The sequence below is a fragment of the Rhodoferax sp. PAMC 29310 genome (genome assembly GCF_017948265.1).
Classification (GTDB): Bacteria; Pseudomonadota; Gammaproteobacteria; order Burkholderiales; family Burkholderiaceae_C; genus Rhodoferax.
Genome location: NZ_CP072852.1, coordinates 2,889,684 through 2,915,151 on the forward strand (window position 1 = coordinate 2,889,684; position 25,468 = coordinate 2,915,151).

The 25,468-nt window shown below is 56.4% G+C and carries 28 protein-coding genes and 1 tRNA gene; 8 read left to right on the forward strand and 21 right to left on the reverse strand.

Annotated elements, in window-relative coordinates; genetic code table 11:
- The first annotated feature begins 24 nt into the window (after positions 1 to 24).
- From J8G15_RS13370 to J8G15_RS13380, 3 genes are read left to right on the forward strand one after another with little or no spacing between them, the layout of a single operon-like run.
- Positions 25 to 654, forward strand: coding sequence for a cyclic nucleotide-binding domain-containing protein (locus tag J8G15_RS13370; RefSeq protein WP_210542610.1), 630 nt, complete (start codon positions 25 to 27; stop codon positions 652 to 654).
- A 27-nt stretch (positions 655 to 681) separates the two neighbouring features.
- Complete coding sequence (locus tag J8G15_RS13375) at positions 682 to 1,818, forward strand: PilT/PilU family type 4a pilus ATPase (protein ID WP_210542612.1); 1,137 nt, start codon at positions 682 to 684, stop codon at positions 1,816 to 1,818.
- Positions 1,815 to 2,735: an NAD(P)-dependent oxidoreductase gene (locus tag J8G15_RS13380; protein ID WP_210542613.1), complete on the forward strand. Its 921-nt coding sequence runs from the start codon at positions 1,815 to 1,817 to the stop codon at positions 2,733 to 2,735. The genes J8G15_RS13375 and J8G15_RS13380 overlap by 4 nt, the downstream gene beginning before the upstream one ends.
- A gap of 46 nt (positions 2,736 to 2,781) precedes the next feature.
- Here the strand turns inward: J8G15_RS13380 and J8G15_RS13385 are convergent, their stop codons facing one another.
- From J8G15_RS13385 to J8G15_RS13395, 3 genes are read right to left on the reverse strand one after another with little or no spacing between them, the layout of a single operon-like run.
- Positions 2,782 to 3,417, reverse strand: a complete 636-nt coding sequence (locus J8G15_RS13385) for a BON domain-containing protein (RefSeq protein ID WP_210547585.1) — start codon at positions 3,415 to 3,417, stop codon at positions 2,782 to 2,784.
- A gap of 2 nt (positions 3,418 to 3,419) precedes the next feature.
- The gene (locus J8G15_RS13390; protein ID WP_210547586.1) at positions 3,420 to 4,013 is read right to left on the reverse strand and encodes a phosphoheptose isomerase; all 594 of its coding nucleotides are present in this window, start codon (positions 4,011 to 4,013) and stop codon (positions 3,420 to 3,422) included.
- A 35-nt stretch (positions 4,014 to 4,048) separates the two neighbouring features.
- Positions 4,049 to 4,441: a YraN family protein gene (locus J8G15_RS13395; RefSeq protein ID WP_210542615.1), complete on the reverse strand. Its 393-nt coding sequence runs from the start codon at positions 4,439 to 4,441 to the stop codon at positions 4,049 to 4,051.
- On the opposite strand from J8G15_RS13395, the gene rsmI reads away from it, so the two are divergent.
- On the forward strand, positions 4,441 to 5,364 hold the full coding sequence (gene rsmI / locus J8G15_RS13400) for a 16S rRNA (cytidine(1402)-2'-O)-methyltransferase (RefSeq protein ID WP_210542617.1): 924 nt from the start codon (positions 4,441 to 4,443) through the stop codon (positions 5,362 to 5,364). The genes J8G15_RS13395 and rsmI overlap by 1 nt on opposite strands.
- Before the next feature lie 85 nt (positions 5,365 to 5,449).
- Here rsmI and J8G15_RS13405 read toward each other — a convergent pair whose 3' ends face one another.
- A complete protein-coding gene (locus tag J8G15_RS13405; protein ID WP_210542618.1) occupies positions 5,450 to 6,304 on the reverse strand; it encodes a PA4780 family RIO1-like protein kinase in 855 nt (284 codons plus the stop codon).
- Positions 6,305 to 6,411: 107 nt separating this feature from the next.
- Positions 6,412 to 6,487 (reverse strand) — tRNA-Arg (locus J8G15_RS13410).
- An 88-nt stretch (positions 6,488 to 6,575) separates the two neighbouring features.
- Between J8G15_RS13410 and J8G15_RS13415 the strand changes: the two genes are divergently transcribed.
- The gene (locus tag J8G15_RS13415; protein ID WP_210542619.1) at positions 6,576 to 7,115 is read left to right on the forward strand and encodes a cytochrome c5 family protein; all 540 of its coding nucleotides are present in this window, start codon (positions 6,576 to 6,578) and stop codon (positions 7,113 to 7,115) included.
- Positions 7,116 to 7,203: 88 nt separating this feature from the next.
- Here J8G15_RS13415 and J8G15_RS13420 read toward each other — a convergent pair whose 3' ends face one another.
- Together J8G15_RS13420 and J8G15_RS13425 are read right to left on the reverse strand one after the other, a co-directional pair.
- Positions 7,204 to 7,743, reverse strand: a complete 540-nt coding sequence (locus J8G15_RS13420; protein ID WP_210542620.1) for a DUF2946 family protein — start codon at positions 7,741 to 7,743, stop codon at positions 7,204 to 7,206.
- Complete coding sequence (locus J8G15_RS13425) at positions 7,736 to 8,740, reverse strand: YheT family hydrolase (RefSeq protein ID WP_210542621.1); 1,005 nt, start codon at positions 8,738 to 8,740, stop codon at positions 7,736 to 7,738. The genes J8G15_RS13420 and J8G15_RS13425 overlap by 8 nt, the downstream gene beginning before the upstream one ends.
- A gap of 289 nt (positions 8,741 to 9,029) precedes the next feature.
- On the opposite strand from J8G15_RS13425, the gene J8G15_RS13430 reads away from it, so the two are divergent.
- The 3 genes from J8G15_RS13430 to J8G15_RS13440 all read left to right on the forward strand — a co-directional run bounded on the left by J8G15_RS13430 (position 9,030) and on the right by J8G15_RS13440 (position 11,082).
- Positions 9,030 to 9,617, forward strand: coding sequence for a LemA family protein (locus J8G15_RS13430; RefSeq protein WP_210542622.1), 588 nt, complete (start codon positions 9,030 to 9,032; stop codon positions 9,615 to 9,617).
- A 65-nt stretch (positions 9,618 to 9,682) separates the two neighbouring features.
- Positions 9,683 to 10,561: a YgcG family protein gene (locus J8G15_RS13435; RefSeq protein WP_210542624.1), complete on the forward strand. Its 879-nt coding sequence runs from the start codon at positions 9,683 to 9,685 to the stop codon at positions 10,559 to 10,561.
- 2 nt (positions 10,562 to 10,563) lie between these two features.
- Positions 10,564 to 11,082 carry a TPM domain-containing protein gene (locus J8G15_RS13440; RefSeq protein ID WP_210542626.1) on the forward strand — a complete coding sequence of 173 codons (519 nt, stop codon included), beginning with the start codon at positions 10,564 to 10,566 and terminating at the stop codon, positions 11,080 to 11,082.
- A gap of 89 nt (positions 11,083 to 11,171) precedes the next feature.
- Here the strand turns inward: J8G15_RS13440 and J8G15_RS13445 are convergent, their stop codons facing one another.
- The 14 genes from J8G15_RS13445 to J8G15_RS13510 all read right to left on the reverse strand — a co-directional run bounded on the left by J8G15_RS13445 (position 11,172) and on the right by J8G15_RS13510 (position 25,417).
- Positions 11,172 to 11,588 carry a F0F1 ATP synthase subunit epsilon gene (locus J8G15_RS13445; RefSeq protein ID WP_210542628.1) on the reverse strand — a complete coding sequence of 139 codons (417 nt, stop codon included), beginning with the start codon at positions 11,586 to 11,588 and terminating at the stop codon, positions 11,172 to 11,174.
- A gap of 65 nt (positions 11,589 to 11,653) precedes the next feature.
- A complete protein-coding gene (gene atpD, locus J8G15_RS13450; RefSeq protein ID WP_210542629.1) occupies positions 11,654 to 13,057 on the reverse strand; it encodes a F0F1 ATP synthase subunit beta in 1,404 nt (467 codons plus the stop codon).
- Positions 13,058 to 13,104: 47 nt separating this feature from the next.
- Positions 13,105 to 14,001, reverse strand: a complete 897-nt coding sequence (atpG, locus tag J8G15_RS13455; protein ID WP_210542631.1) for a F0F1 ATP synthase subunit gamma — start codon at positions 13,999 to 14,001, stop codon at positions 13,105 to 13,107.
- A gap of 33 nt (positions 14,002 to 14,034) precedes the next feature.
- Positions 14,035 to 15,588, reverse strand: coding sequence for a F0F1 ATP synthase subunit alpha (gene atpA / locus J8G15_RS13460; protein WP_210542633.1), 1,554 nt, complete (start codon positions 15,586 to 15,588; stop codon positions 14,035 to 14,037).
- 49 nt (positions 15,589 to 15,637) lie between these two features.
- A complete protein-coding gene (locus tag J8G15_RS13465) occupies positions 15,638 to 16,168 on the reverse strand; it encodes a F0F1 ATP synthase subunit delta (RefSeq protein ID WP_210542634.1) in 531 nt (176 codons plus the stop codon).
- A gap of 10 nt (positions 16,169 to 16,178) precedes the next feature.
- Entirely contained in the window at positions 16,179 to 16,649 is a 471-nt protein-coding gene (locus tag J8G15_RS13470) for a F0F1 ATP synthase subunit B (RefSeq protein WP_210542636.1), read from the reverse strand.
- A gap of 37 nt (positions 16,650 to 16,686) precedes the next feature.
- Entirely contained in the window at positions 16,687 to 16,932 is a 246-nt protein-coding gene (gene atpE, locus J8G15_RS13475; RefSeq protein ID WP_210542638.1) for a F0F1 ATP synthase subunit C, read from the reverse strand.
- 47 nt (positions 16,933 to 16,979) lie between these two features.
- Positions 16,980 to 17,873 (reverse strand): F0F1 ATP synthase subunit A, encoded by an 894-nt coding sequence (gene atpB, locus J8G15_RS13480; RefSeq protein WP_210542639.1) that lies wholly within the window; start codon positions 17,871 to 17,873, stop codon positions 16,980 to 16,982.
- Positions 17,874 to 17,892: 19 nt separating this feature from the next.
- Positions 17,893 to 18,378: an ATP synthase subunit I gene (locus J8G15_RS13485; protein ID WP_210542641.1), complete on the reverse strand. Its 486-nt coding sequence runs from the start codon at positions 18,376 to 18,378 to the stop codon at positions 17,893 to 17,895.
- Positions 18,379 to 18,487: 109 nt separating this feature from the next.
- Positions 18,488 to 19,132: an aspartate/glutamate racemase family protein gene (locus J8G15_RS13490; protein ID WP_210542643.1), complete on the reverse strand. Its 645-nt coding sequence runs from the start codon at positions 19,130 to 19,132 to the stop codon at positions 18,488 to 18,490.
- Entirely contained in the window at positions 19,129 to 21,744 is a 2,616-nt protein-coding gene (locus tag J8G15_RS13495) for a TRAP transporter permease (RefSeq protein ID WP_210542645.1), read from the reverse strand. Before J8G15_RS13495 ends, J8G15_RS13490 begins: the two co-directional genes overlap by 4 nt.
- A gap of 111 nt (positions 21,745 to 21,855) precedes the next feature.
- Entirely contained in the window at positions 21,856 to 22,842 is a 987-nt protein-coding gene (locus J8G15_RS13500) for a TAXI family TRAP transporter solute-binding subunit (protein WP_210542647.1), read from the reverse strand.
- 287 nt (positions 22,843 to 23,129) lie between these two features.
- Positions 23,130 to 24,497 carry an aspartate aminotransferase family protein gene (locus J8G15_RS13505; RefSeq protein ID WP_210542649.1) on the reverse strand — a complete coding sequence of 456 codons (1,368 nt, stop codon included), beginning with the start codon at positions 24,495 to 24,497 and terminating at the stop codon, positions 23,130 to 23,132.
- Entirely contained in the window at positions 24,494 to 25,417 is a 924-nt protein-coding gene (locus tag J8G15_RS13510; protein WP_210542651.1) for a MurR/RpiR family transcriptional regulator, read from the reverse strand. The genes J8G15_RS13505 and J8G15_RS13510 overlap by 4 nt, the downstream gene beginning before the upstream one ends.
- Between the last annotated feature and the right edge of the window lie 51 nt (positions 25,418 to 25,468).

Consider the following 25,468-nt stretch of genomic DNA (forward strand, 5'->3'; position numbering starts at 1 on the left):
CAACGACCACGCCAGGAGTTACCCATGAAAGGCATTCTCGAATACCTGCGCCTTCGGCTCAAACCGGTCCGCAGCGAACAGGAGTCCGACTCGGTGCTGTTTACCACTGCCTTTGCCGGCCTTGGTGTAGACGCCACGCTCCTGATTCCCTGGGAGGCCCGCGCGGTAGAAATCGGGGCCACCCGAATGAAGCCCGGTCGTGGCACCAAAATGCTGCAAAGCCTCTGGTCAAAAGACAAGTTCATGCACCACCTGGACAGCGAGGCGATCGCCCGGATGGAGGCTTATATTGACTTCGCCACGGTGCCATCCAATCGGGACATCATTCGCCAAGACGAGTACGGCAACTTTATGGTGGTGGTGTTGTCTGGCAGCATCGCCGTCGACCGCATGCAGCCGTGGGGCGCTCGTTTGCGTCTGGCCGAAGCGATCCCCGGGGAACTGCTGGGAGAGATGTCACTCCTGGACAGTGGCAACCGGTTTTCCGCGTGCACGGCCCTGACCGAGTGCGAGGTGGCCGTCATCAGCGCACAAGCCCTGGACGAAATGCTGTCCGATGACCCGTTGTTGGCCGCCAACCTCATTGCCCTTTTGGCTCGCAAGCTGTCGCTTCGTCTGCGTGTGGTCAGTGCCCGCCTCACCGATCAAACATAACAAGCAATAAGCAGGGATAAGCACACCATGGAACGCGACCAAGCCACCAAATTCATCAACGACTTGCTTAAGCTGATGGTCAGTCGCAATGGCAGCGACCTGTTCGTCACCGCGGACTTTCCCCCGGCCATCAAGGTGGACGGCAAGATCACCAAAGTGTCTGCCCAGCCACTCAACGCCGTGCACACGATGTCTTTGGCGCGCTCGGTCATGAGTGACAAGCAGGTCGCCGAGTTCGAACGCACCAAAGAATGCAACTTCGCCATCGCACCCTCCGGCGTTGGCCGATTTCGTGTGAATGCGTTCATTCAGCAGGGCAAGGTAGGCATGGTGCTCCGCGTGATTCCGCTTACTTTGCCCACCATTGACGGCCTGGGCATACCACAGGTTCTGAAGGATGTCGCCTTGTCCAAGCGCGGCTTGTGCATTCTGGTTGGCGCCACCGGCTCCGGCAAATCCACCTCGCTTGCTGCCATGGTGGACTGGCGCAACGACAACTCGTTTGGGCACATCATCACCATTGAAGATCCGATCGAGTTTGTGCACATGCACAAGAACTGCGTGGTCACCCAACGCGAGGTTGGACTGGACACAGACAGCTGGGGTGCAGCCTTGAAGAATACGCTGCGCCAAGCACCTGATGTGATTCTGATGGGAGAGATTCGCGATCGCGAAACCATGGAGCACGCAGTCGCCTTCGCGGAAACCGGGCATTTGTGCCTCGCCACGCTGCACGCCAATAGCGCCAACCAGGCACTGGACCGCATCATCAACTTCTTTCCGGAAGAACGGCGATCCCAGCTGCTGATGGACTTGTCACTCAACCTGAAAGCCATGGTGTCTCAGCGACTGATTCCCAAACAAGACGGAAAGGGCCGCGCCGCCGTGGTGGAGATCATGCTAAATACCCCATTGATTTCCGACCTGATTTTCAAGGGCGAGGTCACCGAGATCAAGTCGATCATGAAGAAGAGCAGAAACCTGGGCATGCAAACCTTTGACCAGGCCCTGTTTGACGCCTATGAAAGCAACACGATCACTTACGAAGACGCGTTGCGCAACGCGGACTCACTCAATGATTTGCGCTTGCAAATCAAACTCAACAGCCAACGCGGAAAAACCCAGCACCCTGGTTCTGATACCGAAAGCTTTGCCATCGTATGAAAAAAACTACCCTTGCCGACAAACTCTACGCCCCCGTCACCCCCCGTCGACTGGCCTTTCTGGGTCTCGGCGTCATGGGGGCTCCCATGGCGGCCCATCTCGCAAAAGCCGGGCAGTCAGTTTCGGTTTACAACCGAACCTCATCAAAATCGATAGCATGGTGCAATGATTTTTCGGGATCCAGCGGCTCGAAATATGCCGAAACACCACGACTTGCAACCAATGATGCGGACATCGTTTTTTGCTGTGTTGGCAACGACGATGACTTGCGCAGTGTGACCCTGGGCGCCGACGGCGCCTTCGCGGGGATGAAGCCGGGTGCTGTTTTTGTGGACCACACCACAGCATCTGCCAGTGTGGCCCGTGAGCTGTATCAGGCCGCCAAAAACCTAGGGCTTCAGTTTATTGATGCCCCCGTGTCCGGCGGCCAAGCGGGTGCGGAAAACGGGCTACTGACCGTCATGTGTGGCGGCGACCAGTCCGCCTTTGACACGGTTCAACCCGTGGCCATGGCGTTCTCCAGGGCCTTCACCCGCCTCGGCGAGTGTGGCGCAGGTCAGCTCGCCAAAATGGTCAACCAAATCTGTATCGCAGGACTGGTCCAAGGCCTGAGCGAAGCAATCGCTTTTGGCCAGAAAGCCGGGCTCGACATGAATCAGGTGCTGGAAGTGATCGGCAAGGGTGCTGCACAAAGCTGGCAACTCGACAACCGAGGAAAAACCATGGTGGCCGATCAATTCGAGTTTGGTTTTGCCGTGGATTGGATGCGAAAAGACTTAGGTCTGGTGCTGGAAGAGGCCAAGCGCAATGGCGCTCGCCTGCCAGTAACAGCTCTGGTTGACCAGTTTTACGCCGACGTCCAGCACATGGGTGGCCAGCGCTGGGACACGTCCAGTCTGATCAAACGGCTGCGATAACCTGATCCGGGGGCCCATTCGGATCCCGGCTGGTGTCGTTGACTACCTATTGAGGAGCGGGTATCGTCGAGTCACCGCCCATGTTTTTCAACTCATCCTCACTAATCACCTCCAGCACGCGGACGACTTTTTGCACGCCCCCAGTGCCGCGGGCGATGTCAGTCACCCGGGTCGCCTCGCGTTGGGTAACTCGGCCCATGAGGTAGACGGTTCCGCGCTCGGTGACAACCTTGAACGAATTGGCGAACAAATCCTTGGCATCGAGCAGGCTGGCTTTCACTTTGCCGGTCACCAACGTATCGGACGCGCGTTGCGTCAACGTGGAGTTGCCCAGCACACCCAGCTCATTGACGATGGAGCGCACGTTGTCAACCCGCGCAACCACCTGCTCGACCAACTGCTTGTCCTGAGGGCTGGGGACTTCACCGGTCAAAAGCACTTGACGGTTGTAGCTTGTAACGTTCACGTGCACGCGCTCACCCAGGTTCTCCCGGATACGGCTGCTGGCTCGCAACTCAATGCCCTCGTCTTCCACTTGAGAGCCAGAGGTGCGGCGATCGGAGACCATCATGCCGCCCACCAACGCGCCTCCCAACACCAATGGCGCGCACGCGCTCAGTGCACCAGCCAGGCTGGCCACGGCCAAAACCAAAGCAAGACGTTTCTGAACTCTGAATTTCATCATTAATTGTCCTGGTCACCAAGCAACTGGGCGTCCACTGCATCACAAATGCAGTGCAGCGCAAGAATATGCACCTCTTGAACCCGCGCGGTACGCTCATGCGGCACGCAGATATGAACATCGGTGTCCCGCAAGGCCTGCATCATTTTTCCGCCGCCACGCCCCGTCAGCCCCACAACCACCATCTCGCGTTCGTGGGCCGCCTCAATTGCTGCCAATACGTTGGCCGAGTTGCCGCTGGTTGAAATTGCCAGCAAGACGTCACCTGGCTGGCCCAAAGCCCGGACCTGCCGCGAAAAAATCACGTTGAAGTCGTAGTCATTGGCAATGGCGGTGATGATGGAGCTGTCCGTCGTCAGCGCAATCGCCGCCAGTTCTGGGCGCTCGCGTTCGTAACGACCCACAAACTCGGCAGAGAAATGCTGGGCGTCTGCGGCTGATCCGCCGTTGCCACAGGCAAGCACCTTGCCGCCTCCTGTGACACAGGTCAGCATGGCCTGTACAGCAGCTGCGATGGGTTTGCTCAAGACTTGCGCGGCCTGATATTTCAAGTCCGCGCTGTCGATAAAGTGTTGTTCAATACGTTGCTCTAGCATGGCTGGATGATACTCGCCCACCTGCAAGCTTGTGCTCACGCCGCATCAAAAGCCGCACGCAGCCACTCAATCTTCCCCTGTTCTAGCAGCACGACATCAAAGCGACATGGGGGCAATTCATGCAACTGCATTAAATAATGGCGCGCTGCGAACACAACACGGCGCTGCTTGACACCGCTTACGCTGGCGCCCGCGCCGCCATGGGAGGCACTCTTGCGTTGTCGCACCTCAATAAACACCACGGTGGCGTCAGGCGCCCGCATGATCAGGTCAATTTCACCCCCGCCTCGTCCGGGCGTCCGATAATTGCGCTCCAATAGCCGCAACCCGGCTTGCTGAAGATGAAGCAGCGCCGCGTCTTCGGCCGCGTCACCCGCCTGTTTGCTGGTGCGGGCCTGAATGAACGCCTTGATTTGAGGAAAAACCATTGATTTCTACTTACGCCTCCGCCTTGAATGCCGCCCAGGATGCTGCAGGTGGGCAGAATTATCCGCCCTGCGCTTTGTACGTGGTGGCCACGCCGATCGGAAACCTGGCGGACATCACCTTGCGCGCCCTCCATGTGCTGAAGATCGCCGATGTGGTCGCCTGCGAGGACACCCGACACACGCAGTCGATGCTTCGCGCCTACGGCATAGACAAGCCAACATCACAATTGCTGGCGGTCCACCAACACAACGAAGCAGAAGCCGCCCATGCGGTGATCGACCGCTTGCGCCAAGGACTTCGTGTGGCCTATGTCAGTGACGCCGGTACCCCTGCCATCAGTGACCCAGGCGCGCGACTGGTGGCTGCCGTGCGTGGCGCTGGCTTGCGAGCCCTGCCCCTGCCCGGCGCTAGCAGTGTGACCACGACGCTGAGCGTTGCGGGCATCACTGATCTTGGGGCAGAGCAGGGCAGCTTTGTTTTCGCAGGTTTTTTACCCCCCAAATCAACCGAACGAATTGCAGCCGTTGTAGGCCTGGCGAGTGAAACCCGTGCCGTGGTTCTACTCGAAGCGCCTCATCGCATTGAGGCCCTTGCCGCTGCATTGGCGGCCCTTGGGGAACGCACCGTGACGGTCGGGCGTGAACTGACCAAACAGTTTGAAGACATTGCCAACGTCGCCGCTCAGGACTTCCCCGCCTGGCTGAAAGCCGACGCCAATCGCTGCCGTGGAGAGTTTGTGTTGGTGCTCCACCCTGTTAGGGCGGCTGTGGAGGTTGGCCCGGAACACCGTATTTTGAAACTACTACTGGAGGAGTTGCCGCTGAAGACGGCAGTCAAGCTCACAGCAGACATCACCGGTGCGTCCCGCAACACCCTGTATGACACCGCACTGGCTTGGAAAAAAGAAAACACAGAAGAATGATTTGGGACATCCAGCCCTTCATTGCGGCACTGAAGTCAGTCTGCGCAGCGCCCGCGCTTTGGATGACTACACCACCCAGTGAGCGCTAGACAGGCTTGGCGATTGACATCCGAAGGCGACGGGCCTGCTCCTCAGCCTGAGCGTCGTCAATTTCCCGAATCACAGCGCTTACATCAACCGCACCCGCCTTGCGCTCAAAATGCCCCGTCAAAACTGTGTCGGGGGACAACAAGCCGCGCACGTACAAGTCCCACATTTCCGGCCCGAAGTCGGTCGCCAGCAATTCGGCGCAATAGCGGCCAAAAAAGACGCGCAGGTTGTCAACGTCACGGTACAGCATCCGCTGGGCATGGTTGTTTCCCGCCGCATCCACGGCTTGGGGCAGATCGATGATCACCGGCCCATCAGCGCCCAGCAGGATATTGAACTCGGACAGATCGCCGTGTACGACCCCTGCGCACAACATTCTTACCACCTCCAACAACAGCGAGGCATGATGACCCCTGGCCTGGTCAGGCGTGAAGTCCATGTCATTGAGCCGGGGGGCCGAGTCCCCATGCTCGTCGGTCACCAACTCCATCAGCAAGACTCCTTCAAAAAAATTGAAGGGTTTGGGAACACGAACACCCGCGTCTGCCAGGCGATAGAGCGCATCAACTTCGGCGCTTTGCCAGGCGGCCTCTTGGGCCTGTCGTCCGAACCGAGTGCCCTTGGCCATGGCACGCGCTTGTCGTGAGTTTTTGACTTTGCGGTTTTCTGTGTAATCGACGGCCTGACGGAAGCTGCGCTGGGTCGCTTCTTTGTAGACCTTCGCGCACATCGTCTCCGACCCGTTGCGCACCACAAACACCATGGCCTCCTTGCCACTCATCAACTGGCGAACAACGGAGTCAATAAGGCCCTCGTCAATCAATGACTGTAGTCTGCTGGGTGGTTTCATAGGGGCAACGTGAAAGCCGTTGAATTCAGGATCAAAGCGCTTTGGCTTTTTAGCCCTGGGGCAGGTCAACCAGACTCAGAAACAACTGGTCTGGCCATCTGAAAGATTGGTGCGGCTGGCGGGGATCGAACCCACGACCCTTGGCTTCGGAGGCCAATACTCTATCCACTGAGCTACAGCCGCACTCGTGAGCCTGCATTGTAAGTGCATTCGAAATGTCGCCCGCTATAATTACTGGCTGCTTTCCACGCCCCGATTTTTAGAGGACAACATGAGCGATAACAACCAGGCCACAGCGCACGAGGAAGACCACACAGGTCCAATCAAGAACCCAAAGCAACTGCTGATGGCGGTCTTCTTTTCGTTCCTTGTTCCCATCTTTGCCATTATTGGCTTGGTGTACTACGTGACCTCTGACAAAAAACCAGCGGCCGGCGCTGTCAACCTTGAGAAGGCTCTGGCTGCGCGCATTCAGAAAGTCGGAACGATCGAAATTCGTGACGCAAATCGCGTCCTCAAAAACGGCGAAGAAGTTTTCAAGGCGCAATGCGCTGCTTGTCACGTTACGGGCGCGGCCGGCGCCCCCAAGGTAGGCGACGCATCAGCCTGGGGGCCCAGAATTTCAACCGGGTATGAGGCACTATTGAACTCAGCCCTCAAAGGCAAAGGCGCCATGGGAGCCCAGGGCGGCGGTGATTTCGAGACACTCGAGATTGGTCGCGCGTTGGTCTATATGACAAATGCTTCGGGTGGTTCACTGGAAGAACCCAAAGCGCCTACGGCCCCCGTAGCGCCGGCTGAAGGAAAGTAGTTCTTACCGACGCCTGCAACGAACCGGCCGTTGGCCGGTTTTTTTATGCCCTATTGAACTTGAGCCCAGTCAAAACAAGCTCTGACTGCTATTGTTTTTGCAATACCTCAGGACTTTTTCGAAAACCGTACTGCGCCTCGAAACTATCCCTACTGACTAACTCAGGGGACCAAACCCCTTGCTCGACGGCATTGGCGAGGTCATTCATGTCGGCGGTGTGGACAAGGCCGAAGCCAATGTCAGTCTCAAAGTAGACGCACCCCACCTCGTCCACCAAACAGCGTTTGACTGTTGCCGAGCGGCCTAGGTGATCTTCGACGGCGAAGTTATTGCCCACTCGCCAAATCAACGGGGTAGCCTCCAACTCCACATAAACCCGCTGCGGGCCATTCTGGAAAAACCACTGCCCTTTGTCGTCCGCATCGTAGTTGCGAGCAATGAAGTCAATCAACTTCTCATGCTTCAATTGTGAGCCTTTGCTTGCCTGCGTGCCCCCTGCGAATGGCCCCTGAGCTTGCGCCTGATCGTCCCGCATGAACCAGTTTCCCCTTGCGTCGAGTCCCAACCAGCCGTAACAGGCAGGCACATTAGGCCATTTCAACAAGGCTTGTTTGACGATGTCATCCATGTGTCGTTGTCTCCGTAAGCGATGCGTTGTGCGCTGAAACTTGTGCGGCCAACCATCCGCCAACAGCGCCTGGCATCCAGCGCACATTACCCGGCGGGCCACCCTGCGGAAAGCCGACATGGCCACCCTCTTTAGGTTGCCATAGTGTGACCCATTGTCCAGCTTCACTTTGTTGAGGCAAGCTCCAGGCTGGCACAAAGGGGTCGTTCAGTGCGTTGACTACCAAGGCGGGAATGCGGATTTGACTCAAGTGAGGTTTGGCCGACGCGCGTGTCCAATAGTCCTGCGTATTTTTGAAGCCGTGCAACGGGGCAGTGAAGATATTGTCGAATTCATAAAGATCGCTTGCCGCGGTCAATGCCGCGCCGTCAAACAAACCCGGATGCTGTTTTAATTTCTCCATCGCTTTGGGTTTCATCGAGTTAAGGAACATGCGGGTGTAGACCCATCGGTTGAAACCTCGGCCAATGGCCTCGCCGCTGGCTGACAAGTCAACCGGCGAGGAGACGCTGGCAATTGCATCGACCACGCGCGCTGCGTCATGCCCCATCTCTTCCGCCCAGCGCAGCAGGGCGTTGCCTCCCAGAGAAACGCCAACGGCCAAGATGGCGCCGGTATGGCGCTGGCGGATACGGTTCAAAATCCAACCGATTTCCTCAAAGTCGCCCGAATGGTAGGCCCGTGGACCCAGGTTCATTTCACCGCTGCAGCCACGGAAATGGGGAACAACGAATCCGTATCCCCGCGCCGCGGAAAAATCTGCAAGTGCCTGCGCGTAGTGGCTTCCCGACGACCCCTCCAGACCATGGAAGTTGACAATGAGAGGGGCGCCGGTGGGGCCTGGGCGCCAATCGACGTCGATAAAGTCATGGTCTGGCGTTGTCCACCGCTCTCGATGGTAAGTTGGTGGCTCGCCCGCGACCCGCCGGGAATAGAGCGCAGGCCAGATGGTCTGCAAATTGCCACCTGGCAGCCACCGTGGTGCTACATAGTTCATAGCATCCAAGCCTTTTCAGAGAAGGGGTCTGCTCGCATTCGCCCCTCAGACTTCACAGCTGTCGCCCGTGGCATCAATGTGATGGCAACAGGCATAGCAACGCTGTTCTGAGCACACAGACTGGGCTGACGAACGGAAAGTACGTTGGGCATATGGAGGAAGACGCGTCGAAGGGTTCCATTTTGCAGCGACTGTAAGTCCGGCCAGCACACCCTTCATGGAAGGACTCGAATTTGGATGGGGTACTGCCGACTTTATGCTACCGTTGCAGCTTAATGTGGGAGGATTTATGGCACGTTGGTTGATTGTATTTGTGGCGGTTGTTGCTCTACAGGGCTGTGGTTACAACGATTTTCAGCGTTTGGATGAGCAGACTAAATCGTCCTGGAGTGAGGTGCTGAATCAGTACCAGCGCCGCGCTGACCTGGTCCCCAATATTGTGGCAACAGTCAAGGGTGAGGCGGCATTTGAGCAAGACACGTTGACGAAGGTGATTGAGGCGCGCTCCAAAGCAACCTCGATACAGGTGACCCCGGAGACTCTCAACGACCCGGCGGCATTTCAGAAGTTTCAGTCAGCGCAGGGAGAATTGGGTTCCGCTTTGAGCCGCCTGATGGTGGTGGCTGAGCAGTACCCCAACCTGAAAGCGAACCAGGGTTTCTCTGACCTGCGGGTGCAGCTGGAAGGAACAGAGAATCGCGTGACCGTGGCACGGAACGCCTACATCAAAGCGGTTCAGGAATACAACATTCTGACCCGCAGCTTTCCTAGCAACTTGACGGCGATGGTGCTCAGCTACCAAACCAAGCCAGCCTTTACGGTTCAAAACGAAGCAGCCATCTCCGCCCCACCGGTGGTTGATTTCACCAAGAAGTAGCACTTTACTTGTCCCGCCTCTTGACCATGTCATGCCATATTGCGGTTCACTCGTTGGTGAAACGAATGGCGACGGCCATCGCGTGGGGCTTCCTGCTGCTCGCCCCCACGGTTGCTTTCGCACAGTTGGCCGTTCCCGCCTTAACCGCCCATGTGATCGACACTACAGGCACATTGGAGGCGGCCCAGATCCAGCAGCTGGAACGCAAACTGACTGCGTTTGAACAGAGCCATGGCTCACAGGTGGTTGTCCTGATGGTGCCAACCACACAGCCAGAGGACATCGCCAGCTACACCAATCGAGTCGCGAGCGCTTGGAAGATTGGGCGAAAGGATATCGGCGACGGCCTGCTTCTCATCGTTGCCAAAGAAGATCGGCGAGTGAGAATTGAGGTGGCCAGAACTCTAGAGGGGGCCATTCCAGACCTCATGGCCAGCCGCGTCATTGATCAGGCAATCACACCCCTGTTCAAGCAGGGCAACTTTGCCGGAGGGGTGGACGCGGGTGTGACCCAGATCATCGCTTTGATTAAGGGAGAGGCTTTGCCGCTGCCCGCAGCAGGGGGAGCCACAGAAGCGGGCTTTGAATGGATGAACTTGGCTATTTTCATGTTCATTGCCGTGCCGGTGGTTGGCGGCATCGCACGCAGCATGCTTGGCAGCCAACTGGGCTCTTTGGCTACTGCTGGCGTTGCCGGCGGCATTGCCATGCTGGTGACGACGAGCGTGGTGGTCGCGGTATTGGCTGCCATGGCCGCCTTTATTCTTTCGCTTTTTGCTGGCACCCGCCACCTCGGTGACCATGGTGGCGGCGGAGGACATGGTAGAAGCGGCGGATTCGGGGGGGGAGCTGGTGGCGGATTTGGTGGGAGCCTTGGTGGCGGTGGCTTCAGCTCAGGCGGGGGCGGTAGCTTTGGTGGCGGCGGCGCGTCGGGAGGCTGGTGAGCATGGTGCGATTAAAACGTTTTTTTAAGCACCGTTGGGTCAACGAGGCGACTACACGGCAAGTCCTGCCGTCTGAGCTACTGCATCGGTTGGAGCAACGGATTGGTGCGAGTGAGCGGCGGCATTCTGGTGAAATTCGTATCTACGTAGAAACGTTATTGCCCTTGCAGTATCTCTATCGGAATGCGCCAACTTCTGAGTTGGTTCGGGACCGCGCGTTGGAGATTTTTTCAAATCTACGCGTGTGGGACACCGCCAATAACAATGGCGTGTTGATCTATCTGTTGGCGGTCGAACATTCAATCGAGGTGGTGGCGGATAGGGGGCTCAATTCATGGTTGAATGCCGGGACTTGGAGCCGTCTCGTCACAAACATGAGCGGGGCTTTTAGACGCGGAGACTACGAAGGGGGGCTTACCCATGCATTGGAGGAGGTTTCCGCCGTACTGATGCAGCACTTTCCGTTAAGCGCCGGTGAGCGCAATCCAAACGAACTACCCGACGCTCCCATCGTCAACTAACCCGTCCCAGACGGAGCCCATAAAAAAAGGCCCTGCTCTTTTACGAGCGGGCCTTCTCTCTGACACAGGCGTTGCTGCCTGTCATTCTCTCATCGCTTCTGGCGGTACTTCCGCAACGCAGCCATCTGAGCAGCCATGACAGCCAACTCCGAGGTCGCACGGGCCAAATCGATCTCAGTCTTGGCGTTCTTGATCGCTTCTTCAGCGGCCAGTTTCGCAGCATTGGCTTTCTCTTCGTCCAGATCCTTACCGCGAATCGCAGTGTCAGACAACACCGTGACGCAGTTGGGCTGTACTTCTAAAAGGCCACCAGCAACGAAAATGAACTCTTCGCTGCCGTCTTCTTTTTCAATACGAACTGAACCCGCCTTGATGCGTGTGATCAGCGGCGTGTGGCGTGGATAAATGCCCAGCTCACCAGCCTCGCCGGGAAGCGCCACAAAGCGGGCCTCTCCGGAGAAGATGGACTCTTCAGCACTGACCACATCAACGTGGATGGTGTTCATGATGTCGTTTCCTGGTCAAGCAGGAACAGTCAAACCGGCATGCCGGGCGACCGCTCCACGCAATATTAGATCTTCTTGGCTTTCTCGAAGGCTTCGTCAATCGTGCCAACCATGTAGAACGCCTGTTCAGGCAGGTGGTCACACTCGCCAGCCACAATCATCTTGAAGCCGCGAATTGTTTCGGCCAAAGTGACGTACTTGCCTGGGGAGCCGGTAAACACCTCAGCGACGTGGAATGGCTGAGACAAGAAACGTTGAATCTTGCGAGCGCGAGCCACGGTGAGCTTGTCTTCTGGAGCCAACTCGTCCATACCCAAAATTGCAATAATGTCGCGCAATTCCTTGTAACGTTGCAGCGTTCCCTGCACCGCACGGGCGGTCTCGTAGTGGTCTTCACCAACAACGTTAGGGTCCAACTGACGGCTGGTCGAGTCCAATGGGTCCACCGCGGGGTAGATACCAAGCGACGCAATATCGCGGCTCAACACAACAGTTGAATCCAAGTGTGCAAATGTCGTGGCAGGTGACGGATCGGTCAAGTCATCCGCAGGCACGTATACAGCTTGAATGGACGTAATCGAACCGGTTTTGGTCGATGTAATACGCTCTTGCAAGCGGCCCATTTCTTCTGCCAATGTTGGCTGGTAACCGACAGCTGAGGGCATACGACCCAACAAAGCCGACACTTCTGTTCCGGCCAAGGTGTAGCGATAGATGTTGTCCACAAAGAACAGAACATCCCGGCCTTCATCACGGAAGGACTCCGCAATTGTCAAGCCGGTCAAGGCCACGCGCAGACGGTTGCCTGGAGGCTCGTTCATCTGACCGTAAACCATAGCAACTTTGGAGTCTTCGAGCTTCTCCAAATTCACAACACCTGAGTCAGCCATCTCATGATAGAAGTCATTTCCTTCACGAGTACGCTCACCCACGCCGGCAAACACGGACAAACCGGAGTGTGCCTTGGCGATGTTGTTGATCAACTCCATCATATTAACGGTCTTGCCAACGCCAGCACCGCCGAACAAGCCAACTTTACCGCCTTTGGCAAACGGGCAAATCAAGTCAATCACCTTGATTCCGGTTTCCAACAACTCCTGCGAGGGGCTGAGATCGTCATAAGAAGGCGCTTTGCGGTGAATCGATGCATACTTTTCAGCAGCAACCGGTCCACGCTCGTCAATCGGCGCACCCAGCACGTCCATGATGCGGCCCAAGGTCGCGGTGCCCACAGGAACCATGATTGGCTGAGCGGTGTTGGTCACAATCAAACCACGGCGCAAGCCGTCGGACGAACCCAGTGAGATGGTACGAACAACGCCGTCACCGAGCTGTTGCTGAACTTCCAGCGTCAATGAAGAGCCGTCGAGTTTGAGGGCGTCATAAATTTTTGGCATTTGGTCACGTGGAAATTCCACATCAACCACTGGGCCGATACACTGAACGATTTTTCCTTGGGCTTGAGCCATTTTTTGCTCCAATAAATTTGAATCTTGCTAGCTGATAGGCAATGGGCTTACGCGCCGATTGCCGCAGCTCCGGAGACGATCTCGGAGAGTTCCTTGGTGATCGCCGCTTGACGGGTCTTGTTGTAGACCAGTTTCAACTCGCTAATCACATTCCCCGCGTTGTCTGTTGCGCCCTTCATGGCCACCATACGAGCTGCGTGCTCGGAAGCCATGTTTTCTGCAACTGCCTGAAAAACCAGCGCCTCAACGTAGCGCACCAGAAGATCGTCGATGATGGATTGCGCGTCAGGTTCATAGATGTAGTCCCATCCATGCTTGACACCTGAAATGCTTTCACTCGATTGGGCTTCAGCCTGCATTTTTGCTGCGGACAAAGGCAACAGTTGCTCGAGCACGACCTCCTGCTTCATGGTGTTGATGAACTTGGTGTACGAAAGGTACACCGCGCTGATCTCGCCATTGGCATACGCGTCGAGAAGCACCTTTACCGGGCCAATCAAGCGATCCAAATGAGGTTTGTCTCCCAGCTGGGTGACATGCGACACAACTTTGGCTCCAATACGGTTCAAAAAACCAAAGCCCTTGTTGCCAATGGCAACCGTGTTCGCGGACATGCCGGCCGACTGCAATTCCCGCAGTTTGCCAGTAACGCTGCGAAGGACGTTGGTGTTCAAACCACCGCACAAACCTTTGTCCGTTGTCACCACAATCATGCCCACGACTTTGGCGTCGTTGGTTTTCATGAATGCGTGAACGTACTCTGGGTTGGCTTGGCCTAAGTTGGCAGCGATGTTGCGCACCTTTTCAGCATAGGGCCTTGCAGCCCGCATGCGTTCCTGTGCCTTACGCATTTTGGAGACAGAAATCATCTCCATGGCCCTGGTGATCTTCTTCGTACTTTCGAAGTTTTTGATCTTGCCGCGTATTTCCTTGCCTGTTGCCATAAAAAAGGTCCTTCGCTGTTACTTCAGGTCGCCTTAAGCGAACGTTTTCTTGAACGCAGCGACAGCGGCGTTCAATTCAGCTTCAGAATCTTTGTCCAAGGCTTTGCTTGCTTCCAGTTTGGCCAACAGCGCAGCGCTCTTGTCCTTGAGGTAGCTATGCAGTCCGTGCTCGAAGGCCAGAACCTTGTTCACAGGGATATCATCCAAGAAACCTTTGTTCACTGCAAACAAGGTCGCACCCATCAAAGAAATCGACTGTGGGCTGTACTGAGCCTGCTTCAGCAGCTCGGTTACTCGCGCACCACGATCCAACTGCTTGCGTGTTGCCTCGTCCAGGTCGGAGGCGAACTGGGCAAAAGCAGCCAATTCGCGGTACTGTGCCAAGTCGGTACGAATACCACCGGACAGGTTCTTGATCAATTTGGTCTGCGCAGCGCCACCGACTCGGGACACCGAAATACCAGCATTGATCGCAGGACGAATACCGGCATTGAAAAGCGAGGTATCCAAGAAGATCTGACCGTCAGTGATTGAAATCACGTTGGTTGGGACGAAAGCAGACACGTCACCGGCTTGCGTTTCGATGATTGGCAATGCCGTCAAAGAACCTGTCTTGCCCTTGACTTCGCCTTTGGTGAAGTCTTCGACGTATTTAGCATTCACACGAGCTGCGCGCTCAAGCAAGCGGCTGTGCAGATAGAACACGTCGCCTGGGTAAGCCTCACGGCCTGGTGGGCGACGCAACAACAGCGACACCTGGCGATAAGCCACGGCTTGTTTCGACAAATCGTCATACACAATCAGGGCGTCTTCGCCGCGATCACGGAAGTACTCGCCCATGGTGCAACCAGAGTAAGCGCTGACAAACTGCATTGCGGCAGATTCAGACGCTGTGGCGGCCACCACAATGGTGTATTCCATCGCGCCAGCCTGCTCCAGGGAACGCACGACGTTTTTGACGGAAGAGGCCTTTTGGCCAATCGCGACGTAAACGCAGGTGACGTTCTGACCTTTTTGATTGATGATGGCATCAATGGCGACAGCTGTTTTACCGGTCTGACGGTCACCAATAATCAATTCACGTTGACCCCGACCAATAGGCACCATGGAGTCAATTGACTTCAAGCCTGTTTGCATTGGCTGGCTAACTGACTCACGGGCGATCACGCCAGGAGCCACTTTTTCGATGACGTCGGTCATCTTAGCATTGATGGGACCCTTGCCGTCGATGGGGTGACCCAAGGCATTGACCACGCGACCTTTCAGCTCAGGACCGACCGGCACTTCCAGAATTCGACCCGTGCACTTGACGGTGTCGCCTTCGGAAATATGCTCGTACTCGCCCAAAATCACGGAACCTACCGAGTCACGCTCGAGGTTAAGTGCCAGACCGTAGGTGGGAAGACCGTCGCTACCTGCCGGGAATTCAAGCATCTCGCCCTGCATCACGTCGGACAGACCATGAATACGGCAAATGCCATCGCTCACGGAGACGACCGTACCTTGGTTGCGAATGTTGACACTTTCAGACAGGCCTTCAATACGGCTCTTGATCAGCTCAGAAATTTCTGCGGGATTGAGTTGCATGGCTCTTTCCTTCTTTCTTTAGTTGGGCGTGACGTGGAGGGCTTACGCCTCACTCAGTCAACGCCGCTTTCATTTGTTCCAGACGGGCTTTGACAGAAAAGTCAAGGACCTCATCACCCACTACCACACGAATGCCACCAATCAATTCCGGCTGCATTTCAACCGACACGTTAAGTGTCCGTTCAAACCGCTTTTCGAGACTGATCTGAAGATCCTTCAGCGCCGCATCGTCGATAGCAAATGCGCTATAGACCTTTGCATCCGACGAACCGCCTTGTGCATTTTTCAATGCCCGAAACTGGCGGGCAATTTCCGGCAATGCGCTCAGCCGACCATTGGCTATCACCGTGCGCAGGAAATTCTTCGCCATCTCAGGCAGGGCGTTACTGGCCACTCCTGAAATCAGCTCAAATACTTGCTCTGCTCTGGCATTTGGACTGCGAGAAAACTGTTGAAGCTGCGGATTTCCCGCAATCTCTTTCAGCTCGTCAATCCAAATCGCCGCGCCATTCAAGTCGGCCACTGAAGCCTGAAATAAGGCTTCAGCGTAAGGTCTTGCGATAGTGGCGAGTTCAGCCATGGTTATCCTCTTACAGCTCGGTCTTCAAACGGCCAAGTAGGTCCGCATGAATACCAGCATTGACTTCCTTACGGAGAATCTGCTCGGCACCCTTCACAGCAAGCACAGCCACTTGCTCACGAAGAGCCTCGCGTGCTTTGATACTTTGCTGCTCTGCGTCCACCTTGGCGGCGGCGATAATTTTTTGGCCCTCTTCTGTTGCTTTGACTTTCGCCTCTTCAACAATAACCTGTCCGCGCCGCTCGGCGTCTGCCAAACGGGCTGCAGTTTCGGTGCGCGATGTTGCCAATTCAGACTCGACACGCTTGTTAGCGGAAGATAACTCTGATTTAGCCTTGTCGGCAGCGGCCAATCCGTCGGCGATTTTCAGTGCCCGCTCGTCCAGCGCTTTTGTGATCGGAGGCCACACGAATTTCATCGTGAACCAAACCAGAATCGCAAAAACGATCGCCTGCAGGAACAGGGTTGCGTTGATGTTCACAGCTTATGCCCTTTCAAGCGTGAAAGATTAGCCAAAATTAGATGGAAAAAGGCTGGGCGAATGCAAACAGCAGAGCGATAGCTACACCGATCAAGAAAGCCGCGTCGATCAGACCAGCCAAAATGAACATTTTTGTTTGCAGTTCGTTCATCAACTCTGGTTGACGTGCCGAAGCTTCAAGAAACTTGCCACCCATCAGCGCAATGCCGATAGATGCGCCCAATGCGCCCAAACCAACGATCAAACCGCAAGCCAGTGCCACGAGGCCGAGAATGTTTTCCATGATTGCTCCTAAGTACAGAAAAAAATAATAAAGAAAGAGAAAAACGATCAGTGTGAATCGTGGGCCTGACCCACATAAATCAGCGTCAACATCATGAAGATGAAGGCTTGCAGCGTAATCACCAAAATATGGAAAAGACTCCACACAGTTCCAGCGACCACATGCCCAATTCCTAGCCAAAACCCACCTGCCAGCGGGTTGAATTGCCAGGCCCATGTGCCACCCATCAGGGCAATCAACATGAAAATCAGTTCGCCGGCAAACATGTTGCCGAACAGTCGCATACCGTGAGAAACCGTCTTAGCAGCAAACTCAATCAGCTGCATCAAGAAATTCACGGGGTACAAATAAACCTTGTCACCAAATGGTGCAGCAACCAACTCGTGCGACCAGCCGCCCAAGCCTTTGATTTTGACACTATAAAACAAGCAAATCAGCAAAACACTGGTCGACAAACCCAAGGTAGTCGAGAGGTCAGCGGTTGGAACAACACGCATGTAGTCTTTGAAACCCATTGCTGGCCCCGCGCTATGCCACAGGGCGGGCAACGCATCCACGGGCAACATATCCATGGCGTTCATCAGGAAAATCCAGACAAACACTGTCAACGCCAACGGAGACACCAGCTTGCGGCTGGCCGCGTTGTGAATCACGCCTTTGGCTTGGGTCTCAACCATCTCTGACAAAATTTCAACGGCCGCTTGGAAACGCCCCGGCACACCAGATGTCATTTTTCGAGCTGCGCGCCACATGAAAAAACAACCCAGAACACCCAGAATCACCGAATAAAACAGCGAATCGAGATTAAAGAGACTGAAGTCAACCAAACTGGTTTGTTTGACACCTTGAAACGAGAAGTCCATCTGCAAATGTTGCAAATGGTGCTGGATGTATTCACCTGCCTTAGGGCCATGTGTTCCAGCATTTTCAGCAGCAGCCATATGTCACCAATCAACCTATTCAATGAATCTTTGTGACCAATTTATTGCGCGCTGAGTGCAGCCACATGGCCACCCAGTACACCTTCATCGTCACCACGAAACCAGCCAGCAACGCCAACCAATTCAAATCCAAAACCACCCTTGGCGCCGCAAACAACATTGCAACTGTTAGGACAATCTTGACCCCTTCCCACACAAAAAATCCGCCTAAAGCGGACCCCGCATCGGGTGCTCGCTGCTGGCGAGCCAAGCCACGAACAAAAATTACCGCAGGCAACACCACAGCCAGCGCCCCGTAAGCAGCTGACCAACCCGCCACCTGCGAGCCAGTGCCTACCCAAGCCAGCAAAGCAACCGCAAAGCCAACCACCACCTGCAAACCAACAATCCGCCAAGCCGACACGGGTCGCGACGAACGCCGCAATGTCTCGACCTCTTCTGCGGTTAGACGCTTGAAGTCCAGATCATCAGACCCATCTGAGTCTAAATCAGCATCAGGCGCCATTATCATCTTCCAACATTACGCGCTGGTTACATCCGGCGCTTCCCGCAAAGCCTTCGATTATACGTAGAAACCCACCTCGGCGTCCTATTTCAGGGCAATTTAGTCGCCATTAGGCGCCAAGACGCCGCCGTAAGGACGCGACTGCGCTCCCCGGAGTGGTCAGTACTGGCACTCTCACCGCCCTGCGAACAGCGTCTTGTGCGCGTGCCATGCTGAATTGTGCCAATGCAATCACGTCGCAACCTTGCGCTATCAAGCGCAGCGCTGAAGCGGTGACGATTTCATCATGACGCTCGGTCTGCCCCCTATTGAGCGCCTCCATGGCACCCTCGGCCATATCGGAAATCACCGCCACGCCCGCCGGGAACTCCGATGGCATGGACACCAAGGTCGGGGCAAAGGACGCGATCAACCCCACCCGACGCCCGACGCCAGCCGCGTCTGCAACCATGGCCTCATTGGGCTTGAGGACAGGCATTCCGGGCCGACGCGCGGCGACAGCCTCAATACAAGAACCAAATGCCGAACAGGTGAACAGAATGGCCGCTGCTCCCGTCCTTTCAGCATAGGCGGCCAAATCCTCAAAGCGGCGGTGCATATCTGCATCCAACCCACCCCCATTTCTGGCCAGATCGGCTGAAAGACTGTCATCCAGCAGATTCATTCGCTCGCAATGCGGCCACTCGCGCGCCATTTCTTCGTTAATAGGCGCTACCGAATGAGCTAGCGCATGGATGAGGGCAACGCGCATCATGCGGGAGTGGTCTTGCCTAGGTTTGCCGCAGCGCCTGGCTCGCGGCGCTTGCGAGCACGCTGCAAGAGAACCACAAAGGCCAACAAGGCAATCGCTGGAATAAACATCCACTCCTTTTCCGGACGGTCCGCTGGAATTTCGGCTGAAACGATACGGAAGCCCTGCTCCATGCCAAGTTTTTCTGCTTTGCTGCCAAACTTGACCTGAGTAATCAGCATGGCGTCACCTTGAGCCAGGGCATTGACACCCGCACTGGCCATTCGCTCCCGGGCCGTGCCTTGTTCACCCAAGGGCAACAGGACGCCTTTTCGGATGTCTTTCCCATCCAAATTCGTGCCCTCTATCCACAGCCGTTTGGATGTATTGACAGGCGCCTCCTCGATCAACTGCCCCATCTGTGAGGCCGGCACCTCCATGTAAGGCGGATAGACCATGTCCCACCAGTAGCCTGGGCGAAAAAGGGTGAATGTGATCAGCAGCAGCGCCAGCGATTCATACCAGCGTGACTTAACAATAAAGTAGCCCTGAGTTGCCGCCGCGAACACCAGCATGGCTACTGTCGCGCTCACCACAGTCAAGACCAGATGCATGGGCCCGGTCAGGTCCATCAGCAGTAGCTGCGTGTTAAAGATGAACAGGAATGGCAGGATCGCAGTCCGCATGCTGTAAAAGAAGGCTGTAACACCCGTTTTCAGCGGGTCCGCCTTGGCGATGGCCGCCGCCGCGAACGACGCCAGCCCCACCGGCGGCGTCACGTCGGCCATCAAACCGAAGTAAAAGACGAACAGGTGAACCGCGATAAGTGGAACCAGCAAGCCACTTTGCGCGCCCAGCTCAACCACCACTGGCGCCATCAGGGTAGACACCACGATGTAGTTGGCGGTTGTCGGCAGACCCATGCCCAAAATCAAACTGATAAACGCCACCAAAATCAGCATCAACATCAGGTTGCCACCCGACAGCAACTCGACTACCTCTGTCATGATCAGGCCCACACCTGTGAGTGAGACGGTACCCACAATGATGCCGGCGGCGGCCGTGGCCACGCCAATACCAATCATGTTCCGCGCGCCCGCAGCCAGTCCATCCACCAGATCAGCCCCGCCTTGCTTGGTCGCTTGCTCCACGCCCCCGTGGCCACGAAAGTAGGCAATGATTGGCTTTTGAGTCACGATGACAAACATCATGAACAAGGTGGCCCAGAAAGCGGACAATCCGGGCGACATTTGCTCGACCATCAAGCACCAGATCAGCACGACGACCGCGAGCAGGTAATGCAAGCCAGATTTCACTGTTGGGCCTGTCTCCGGCAATTCAAACACTGGCGCGTCTGGGTCATCCAGCTCCAATTCTGGTTGTTTGGCGCCAAACCAAAGCAAGCCAACATAGGCCGTCAACAGGCCAACACCAATCACCCAGACGGCGCCGCCACCCATGACGGTCTTGATCCAGCCAATGCCCCAGTAAACGGCGCCTGACAGCACAATAAAGCCGGCAATCGTCAGTCCAAATGACACCAGTCGCGAACTCGTCGTTCCCGTATCTCGGCGCGGCAGCCCCACCATATTGGCCTTCAAGGCTTCGAGGTGAACGATGTAAAGCAAAGCAATATAAGAAATGATCGCCGGCAGGAAGGCGTGTTTCATGACCTCAATGTAGGGAATGCCCACGTACTCCACCATCAGAAATGCAGCAGCACCCATGACGGGGGGCATCAATTGACCGTTGACAGAGCTGGAGACCTCCACAGCACCGGCTTGGTCAGCGCGGTAACCCACACGCTTCATCAGTGGAATTGTGAACGTGCCTGTGGTGACCACATTGGCAATGGACGAACCCGAAATGATGCCGGTGGCCGCCGATGACAGCACCGCCGCCTTGGCCGGCCCGCCTCGCATATGACCCAACAAAGCAAATGCAGACTTGATGAAGTAATTGCCTGCGCCGGCCTTGTCCAACAAGGAGCCAAACAACACAAACAGGAAAATGAAACTGCTTGACACACCCAGCGCCACACCAAAGACGCCTTCAGTCGTCAACCACTGGTGGCTCATGGCCCGGTTAAGTGAAAAGCCGCGATGCGCAATCATGTCCGGCATGTACGGACCACCAAAGGTGTACACCAGAAAGACCAGTGCCACGATCACCATGGGCAAGCCGAGCACGCGCCGCGTGGCCTCCAGCAGCAAAACCATTCCAACCAGACCGGTGTAAACATCCATCATGGTCGGCTGACCCGGACGCGTCGCCAGCTCACGGTAGAAAACAAATAAATAGGCGGCGCAAAAGGTACCAACCAAGGCAAAGACCCAGTCACTCACCGGGATGCGATCACTCGGCGAGCCCTTGAAAGCCGGGTAGGCCATGTAGGCCAGAAACACGGCGAAGGACAAGTGGATTGCCCGGGTTTCGGTGTCATTGAAAACCAGCACGCCTGTACTGAAAGGCAACGGCGACGCAATCCAAAGCTGAAACACAGACCAGGCAATCGCCACATACAGTAAAAAGCGGCTCATGACGGGGCCGGGGGAGCGCGCGCCAATGTCGTTTTCAGCAACCAGTTTATTAACATCAGCGTCGGCCGCCGCCGTGCTTGCAGTTTTCGTGTTCATGGGCACCTCTTTTCTCGGTAACTTTTTATTGTTCTGTTCATCGAAAGCAAAAAGCTCTGACGAGTCAGAGCTTTTTGCGGCTTCAGTCAAATTGACTTCAGCAAACCGGACTTACATCCAGCCTTTTTCTTTGTAGTACTTCAAAGCGCCAGGGTGAAGCGGCGCAGACAAACCATCCTTGATCATGTTTTTTGGGTCCAGATGGGCAAAAGCGGGATGCAACTTCTTAAAGTCGTCAAAATTCTCGAAAACGGCTTTTGTCAACTCGTAAACAGTGGCATCAGGCACCTTGGCCGATGTCACAAACGACGCCAACACGCCATAGGTAGGTGTTGGGTTAGGGTGACCCGCGTACAAGCCACCAGGAATATTGACCTTGGCGTAGAAGCTGTTGTCTTTGACCAACTTGTCAACCACCGGGCCGGTCAAAGGAACCAGCTTGGCACCACAGGTGGTGACGGGGTCCTGAATGTTGGCGGAAGGGTGGCCCACGCCATAGAAAAAGCCGTCGATCTTGTTGTCGCACAAAGCGGCGCCATGCTCGTCCGCCTTCAGCTCTGAGGCCAGACCGAAGTCACTGATCTTCCACTTCATGCCTTCAAGGAACTGGTCCATCGCCGCGCGCGTGCCAGAACCTGGGTTGCCAACATTGAAACGAGTGCCTTTGAAGTCTTCGAATTTGGTGATGTTGGCTTCCTTGCGCGCCAACACGGTGAAGGGCTCAGGGTGAATGGAGAACACCGCACGCAAATCGCTGTGCTTGCCGTCTTTCTCAAACTGCTGCTTGCCATTGACCGCGTTGTATTGCACGTCGGACTGGGCCACGCCAAAGTCCAACTCACCGGCCTTGATCGTGTTGACATTCACCACGGAGCCACCGGTCGACTCGACCGAGCAACGAATGCCGTGGCGGGCACGGTCTTTGTTGACCAAACGGCAGATGGAGCCGCCGGCCGCGTAGTACACGCCAGTCACACCGCCGGTGCCAATGGTCATGAATTTTTGCTGCGCCTGTGCAGTGCCGACAGGGGCAACCATGGCTATAGCTGCAGCAATCAGGCTCAAGCCAGATGCGGAAGATTTCAGGAAAGTACTCATAGTGACTCCTTGTTGTTCAGGATGGAAAGGCTCGCGCCTTTAAGGGGAGATTCCCAGGCCCCACTTGATGACAAGTGAGGCGGGAACTGCTGAACGCCTGTTCAGTAGATAGGCGGCTATGCGGTCCATGTACTGAGTTGACAACGCTGAACTCGCGTTGCTGGCGCCTTGCACACCCACAGTGAAGGTCGATGCTACTCCGATACGACTCTGCGGCAAGCGGGTAATCCCGCGGTGTGAAAAATGGTTGTTTGACATTAATATTTCTAATATTGGCATGCGACGGCCTATGCGTGGCACGATGAAATCGCGGCATCAATGGCGGTGCACAGCCGGGTGACGATTTCTGCCAAATCGGCTTCACTGGCCACAAATGGGGGCGCCAACAAGATGTGATCGCCATTCTTTCCATCCACCGTGCCCGCCATCGGGTAGACCATCAGACCCTGGGTCATGGCCTCGCGCTTGATGCGGGCGTGCAGCTTGAAGGAGGGATCAAACCACTGCTTACTCTCTCGGTCGGTTACCAGCTCGATGCCCCAGAACAAGCCACGGCCTCTCACATCGCCAACATGCGGGTGACTGCCGAACTGCCCCTGCAATAAGCCCTGCAAAGTCGTGCCCCGTGCCTGCACCTGCGCCAACAAACCGTCGCGCTGAATGACCTTCTGCACCGCCAGCGCGGCAGCACAGGCCACTGCGTGACCAAGGTAGGTGTGGCCGTGCTGGAACAGGCCGCTGCCTTGGCGAAAAGTCTCCACCAATTTGGACTGGGCCATGACAGCGCCAATGGGCTGGTAGCCACCGCCCAAGCCCTTGGCCACGGCCATGAGGTCAGGCACCACCCCCTCTTGCTCACAGGCATGCAAAGTGCCGGTGCGGCCCATGCCACACATCACCTCATCGAGGATCAACAAGATGCCATGGCGGTCACACAACTCACGCACGCCTTTGAAATAACCCGGCACCGCCGTCAGCACACCGGCCGTGGCACCGCCCACCGTCTCGGCCACAAAAGCCATGACGTTCTCGGGGCCGAGTCGCTCAAAGGTCTCCTCAAGCTCGCGCACCAAACGCTGGCCGTAGGCTTCGAGGGTCTCGGTGGCTACGCGGTCCCGGTACTCATAGCAGGGCGACACATGGGCCACATCGATCAACAAGGGACGAAACTGGGCCCGGCGCCACTCATTGCCGCCCACCGCCAACACGCCCAAGGTGTTACCGTGGTAGCTCTGCCGGCGTGCGACAAAGTGCTCGCGCTGTGGCTGGCCGATTTCCACGAAATACTGGCGCGCCATTTTTAGCGCCGCCTCCATGGCCTCCGAGCCACCACTGACAAAGTAGACGTGACTCATGCCGGCAGGGGCGGACTCGATCAGCACATCGGCCAGCTCCTCCGCCACTTCGGTGGTGAAGAAGCTGGTGTGGGCATAGGCAAGTTTGTCGATCTGGGCGTGCATGGCCGCGAGCACCTCGGGGTGTCCATGGCCCAGGCAAGACACGGCCGCGCCGCCGCAGGCATCCAGATAGGTTTTTCCATTGGAATCGGTCAGTCTGATGCCCTGGCCAAACACCGCCACGGGCAGGTCATGGTGCAACTGGCGGTGGAAGACCTTGGTAGACGCCGCGCTGACGGACGTAGGGGTTGTGGTCATATGGGTTCAGGTGATTTCGAAGGGAACAAAACACGTTCGGCTCGGGGTGGCGCCTGCTTTTCCCAGTAGGCCTGGGCGCTTTGAAGACGCTGCTGGCGCTCGGTCAGACGCGTCACAACCGGGTTGCCGCCCTGCTCGGCCACGCAGGCCATCAAGGCCTCGGCCAAGGCTTGGGCACCCGTCATGGAGTGAAAAAACGAGGGAGACGCCGCGTCAAACAACAAGGCCTGCTGCGCCACACGGCCCAAAGGTGACAAGGGGCTGTCTGTTAATGCCAATACGGGCACGTTTTGCTGGCGGGCCGCTTGTACGGCCTCCACGGTCTGGCGGGTGTAGGGGGCCTGGCTCACCGCCACGAGTAAGTCACTCGACGTCAGCGCCAGCACCTGGTCCATCCAAGCGCCGGCGGCGTCGCTGGCCAAGCGGGTGTCGGGCCGAAGCCAGTCGCAGCTGTAGTGCAGATGGTAAGCAATGCCGAAACTGGCACGCAACCCCAAAAAAAGCACCTGGCGCGCCTTCAAAATGGACTGCGCCGCAGCCCGCAAGTCGGGGCCGCTGTTGCGGCCATGGGCCGAGGCCAGGTTGGCACTTTGCGCCACACGCATCCGGTCCAGCGTGGCGTCAGCGGCAATCACGGACTCGGGCTCGTTTTGGCCATTGGTACCCCGCGCCACGGACTGCGCAAACGCCGCCATCGAAGGCCGTCGCATGGCTTCAAATCCGTCCAACCCCAAGGCGCGGGCCAGTCGCGTCATGGTGGCCGGCGACACGCCGGCAGCTTGGGCCGACTGGCGCATGGACTGCAAACCCAGCTCCGCCGGATGCTCCCGCACCCAGCGGGCCGCGCGTTGCAGTTCGGGGCTCAGGCTCTCGAAGCGGCTGTCCAGCAATTGGGTAAGGTGTCGGTAGGGCAAAGTCAAAACAGTGAAACAGTTGATTCATTTTTATCTTAACGAAACATTTGTATCATG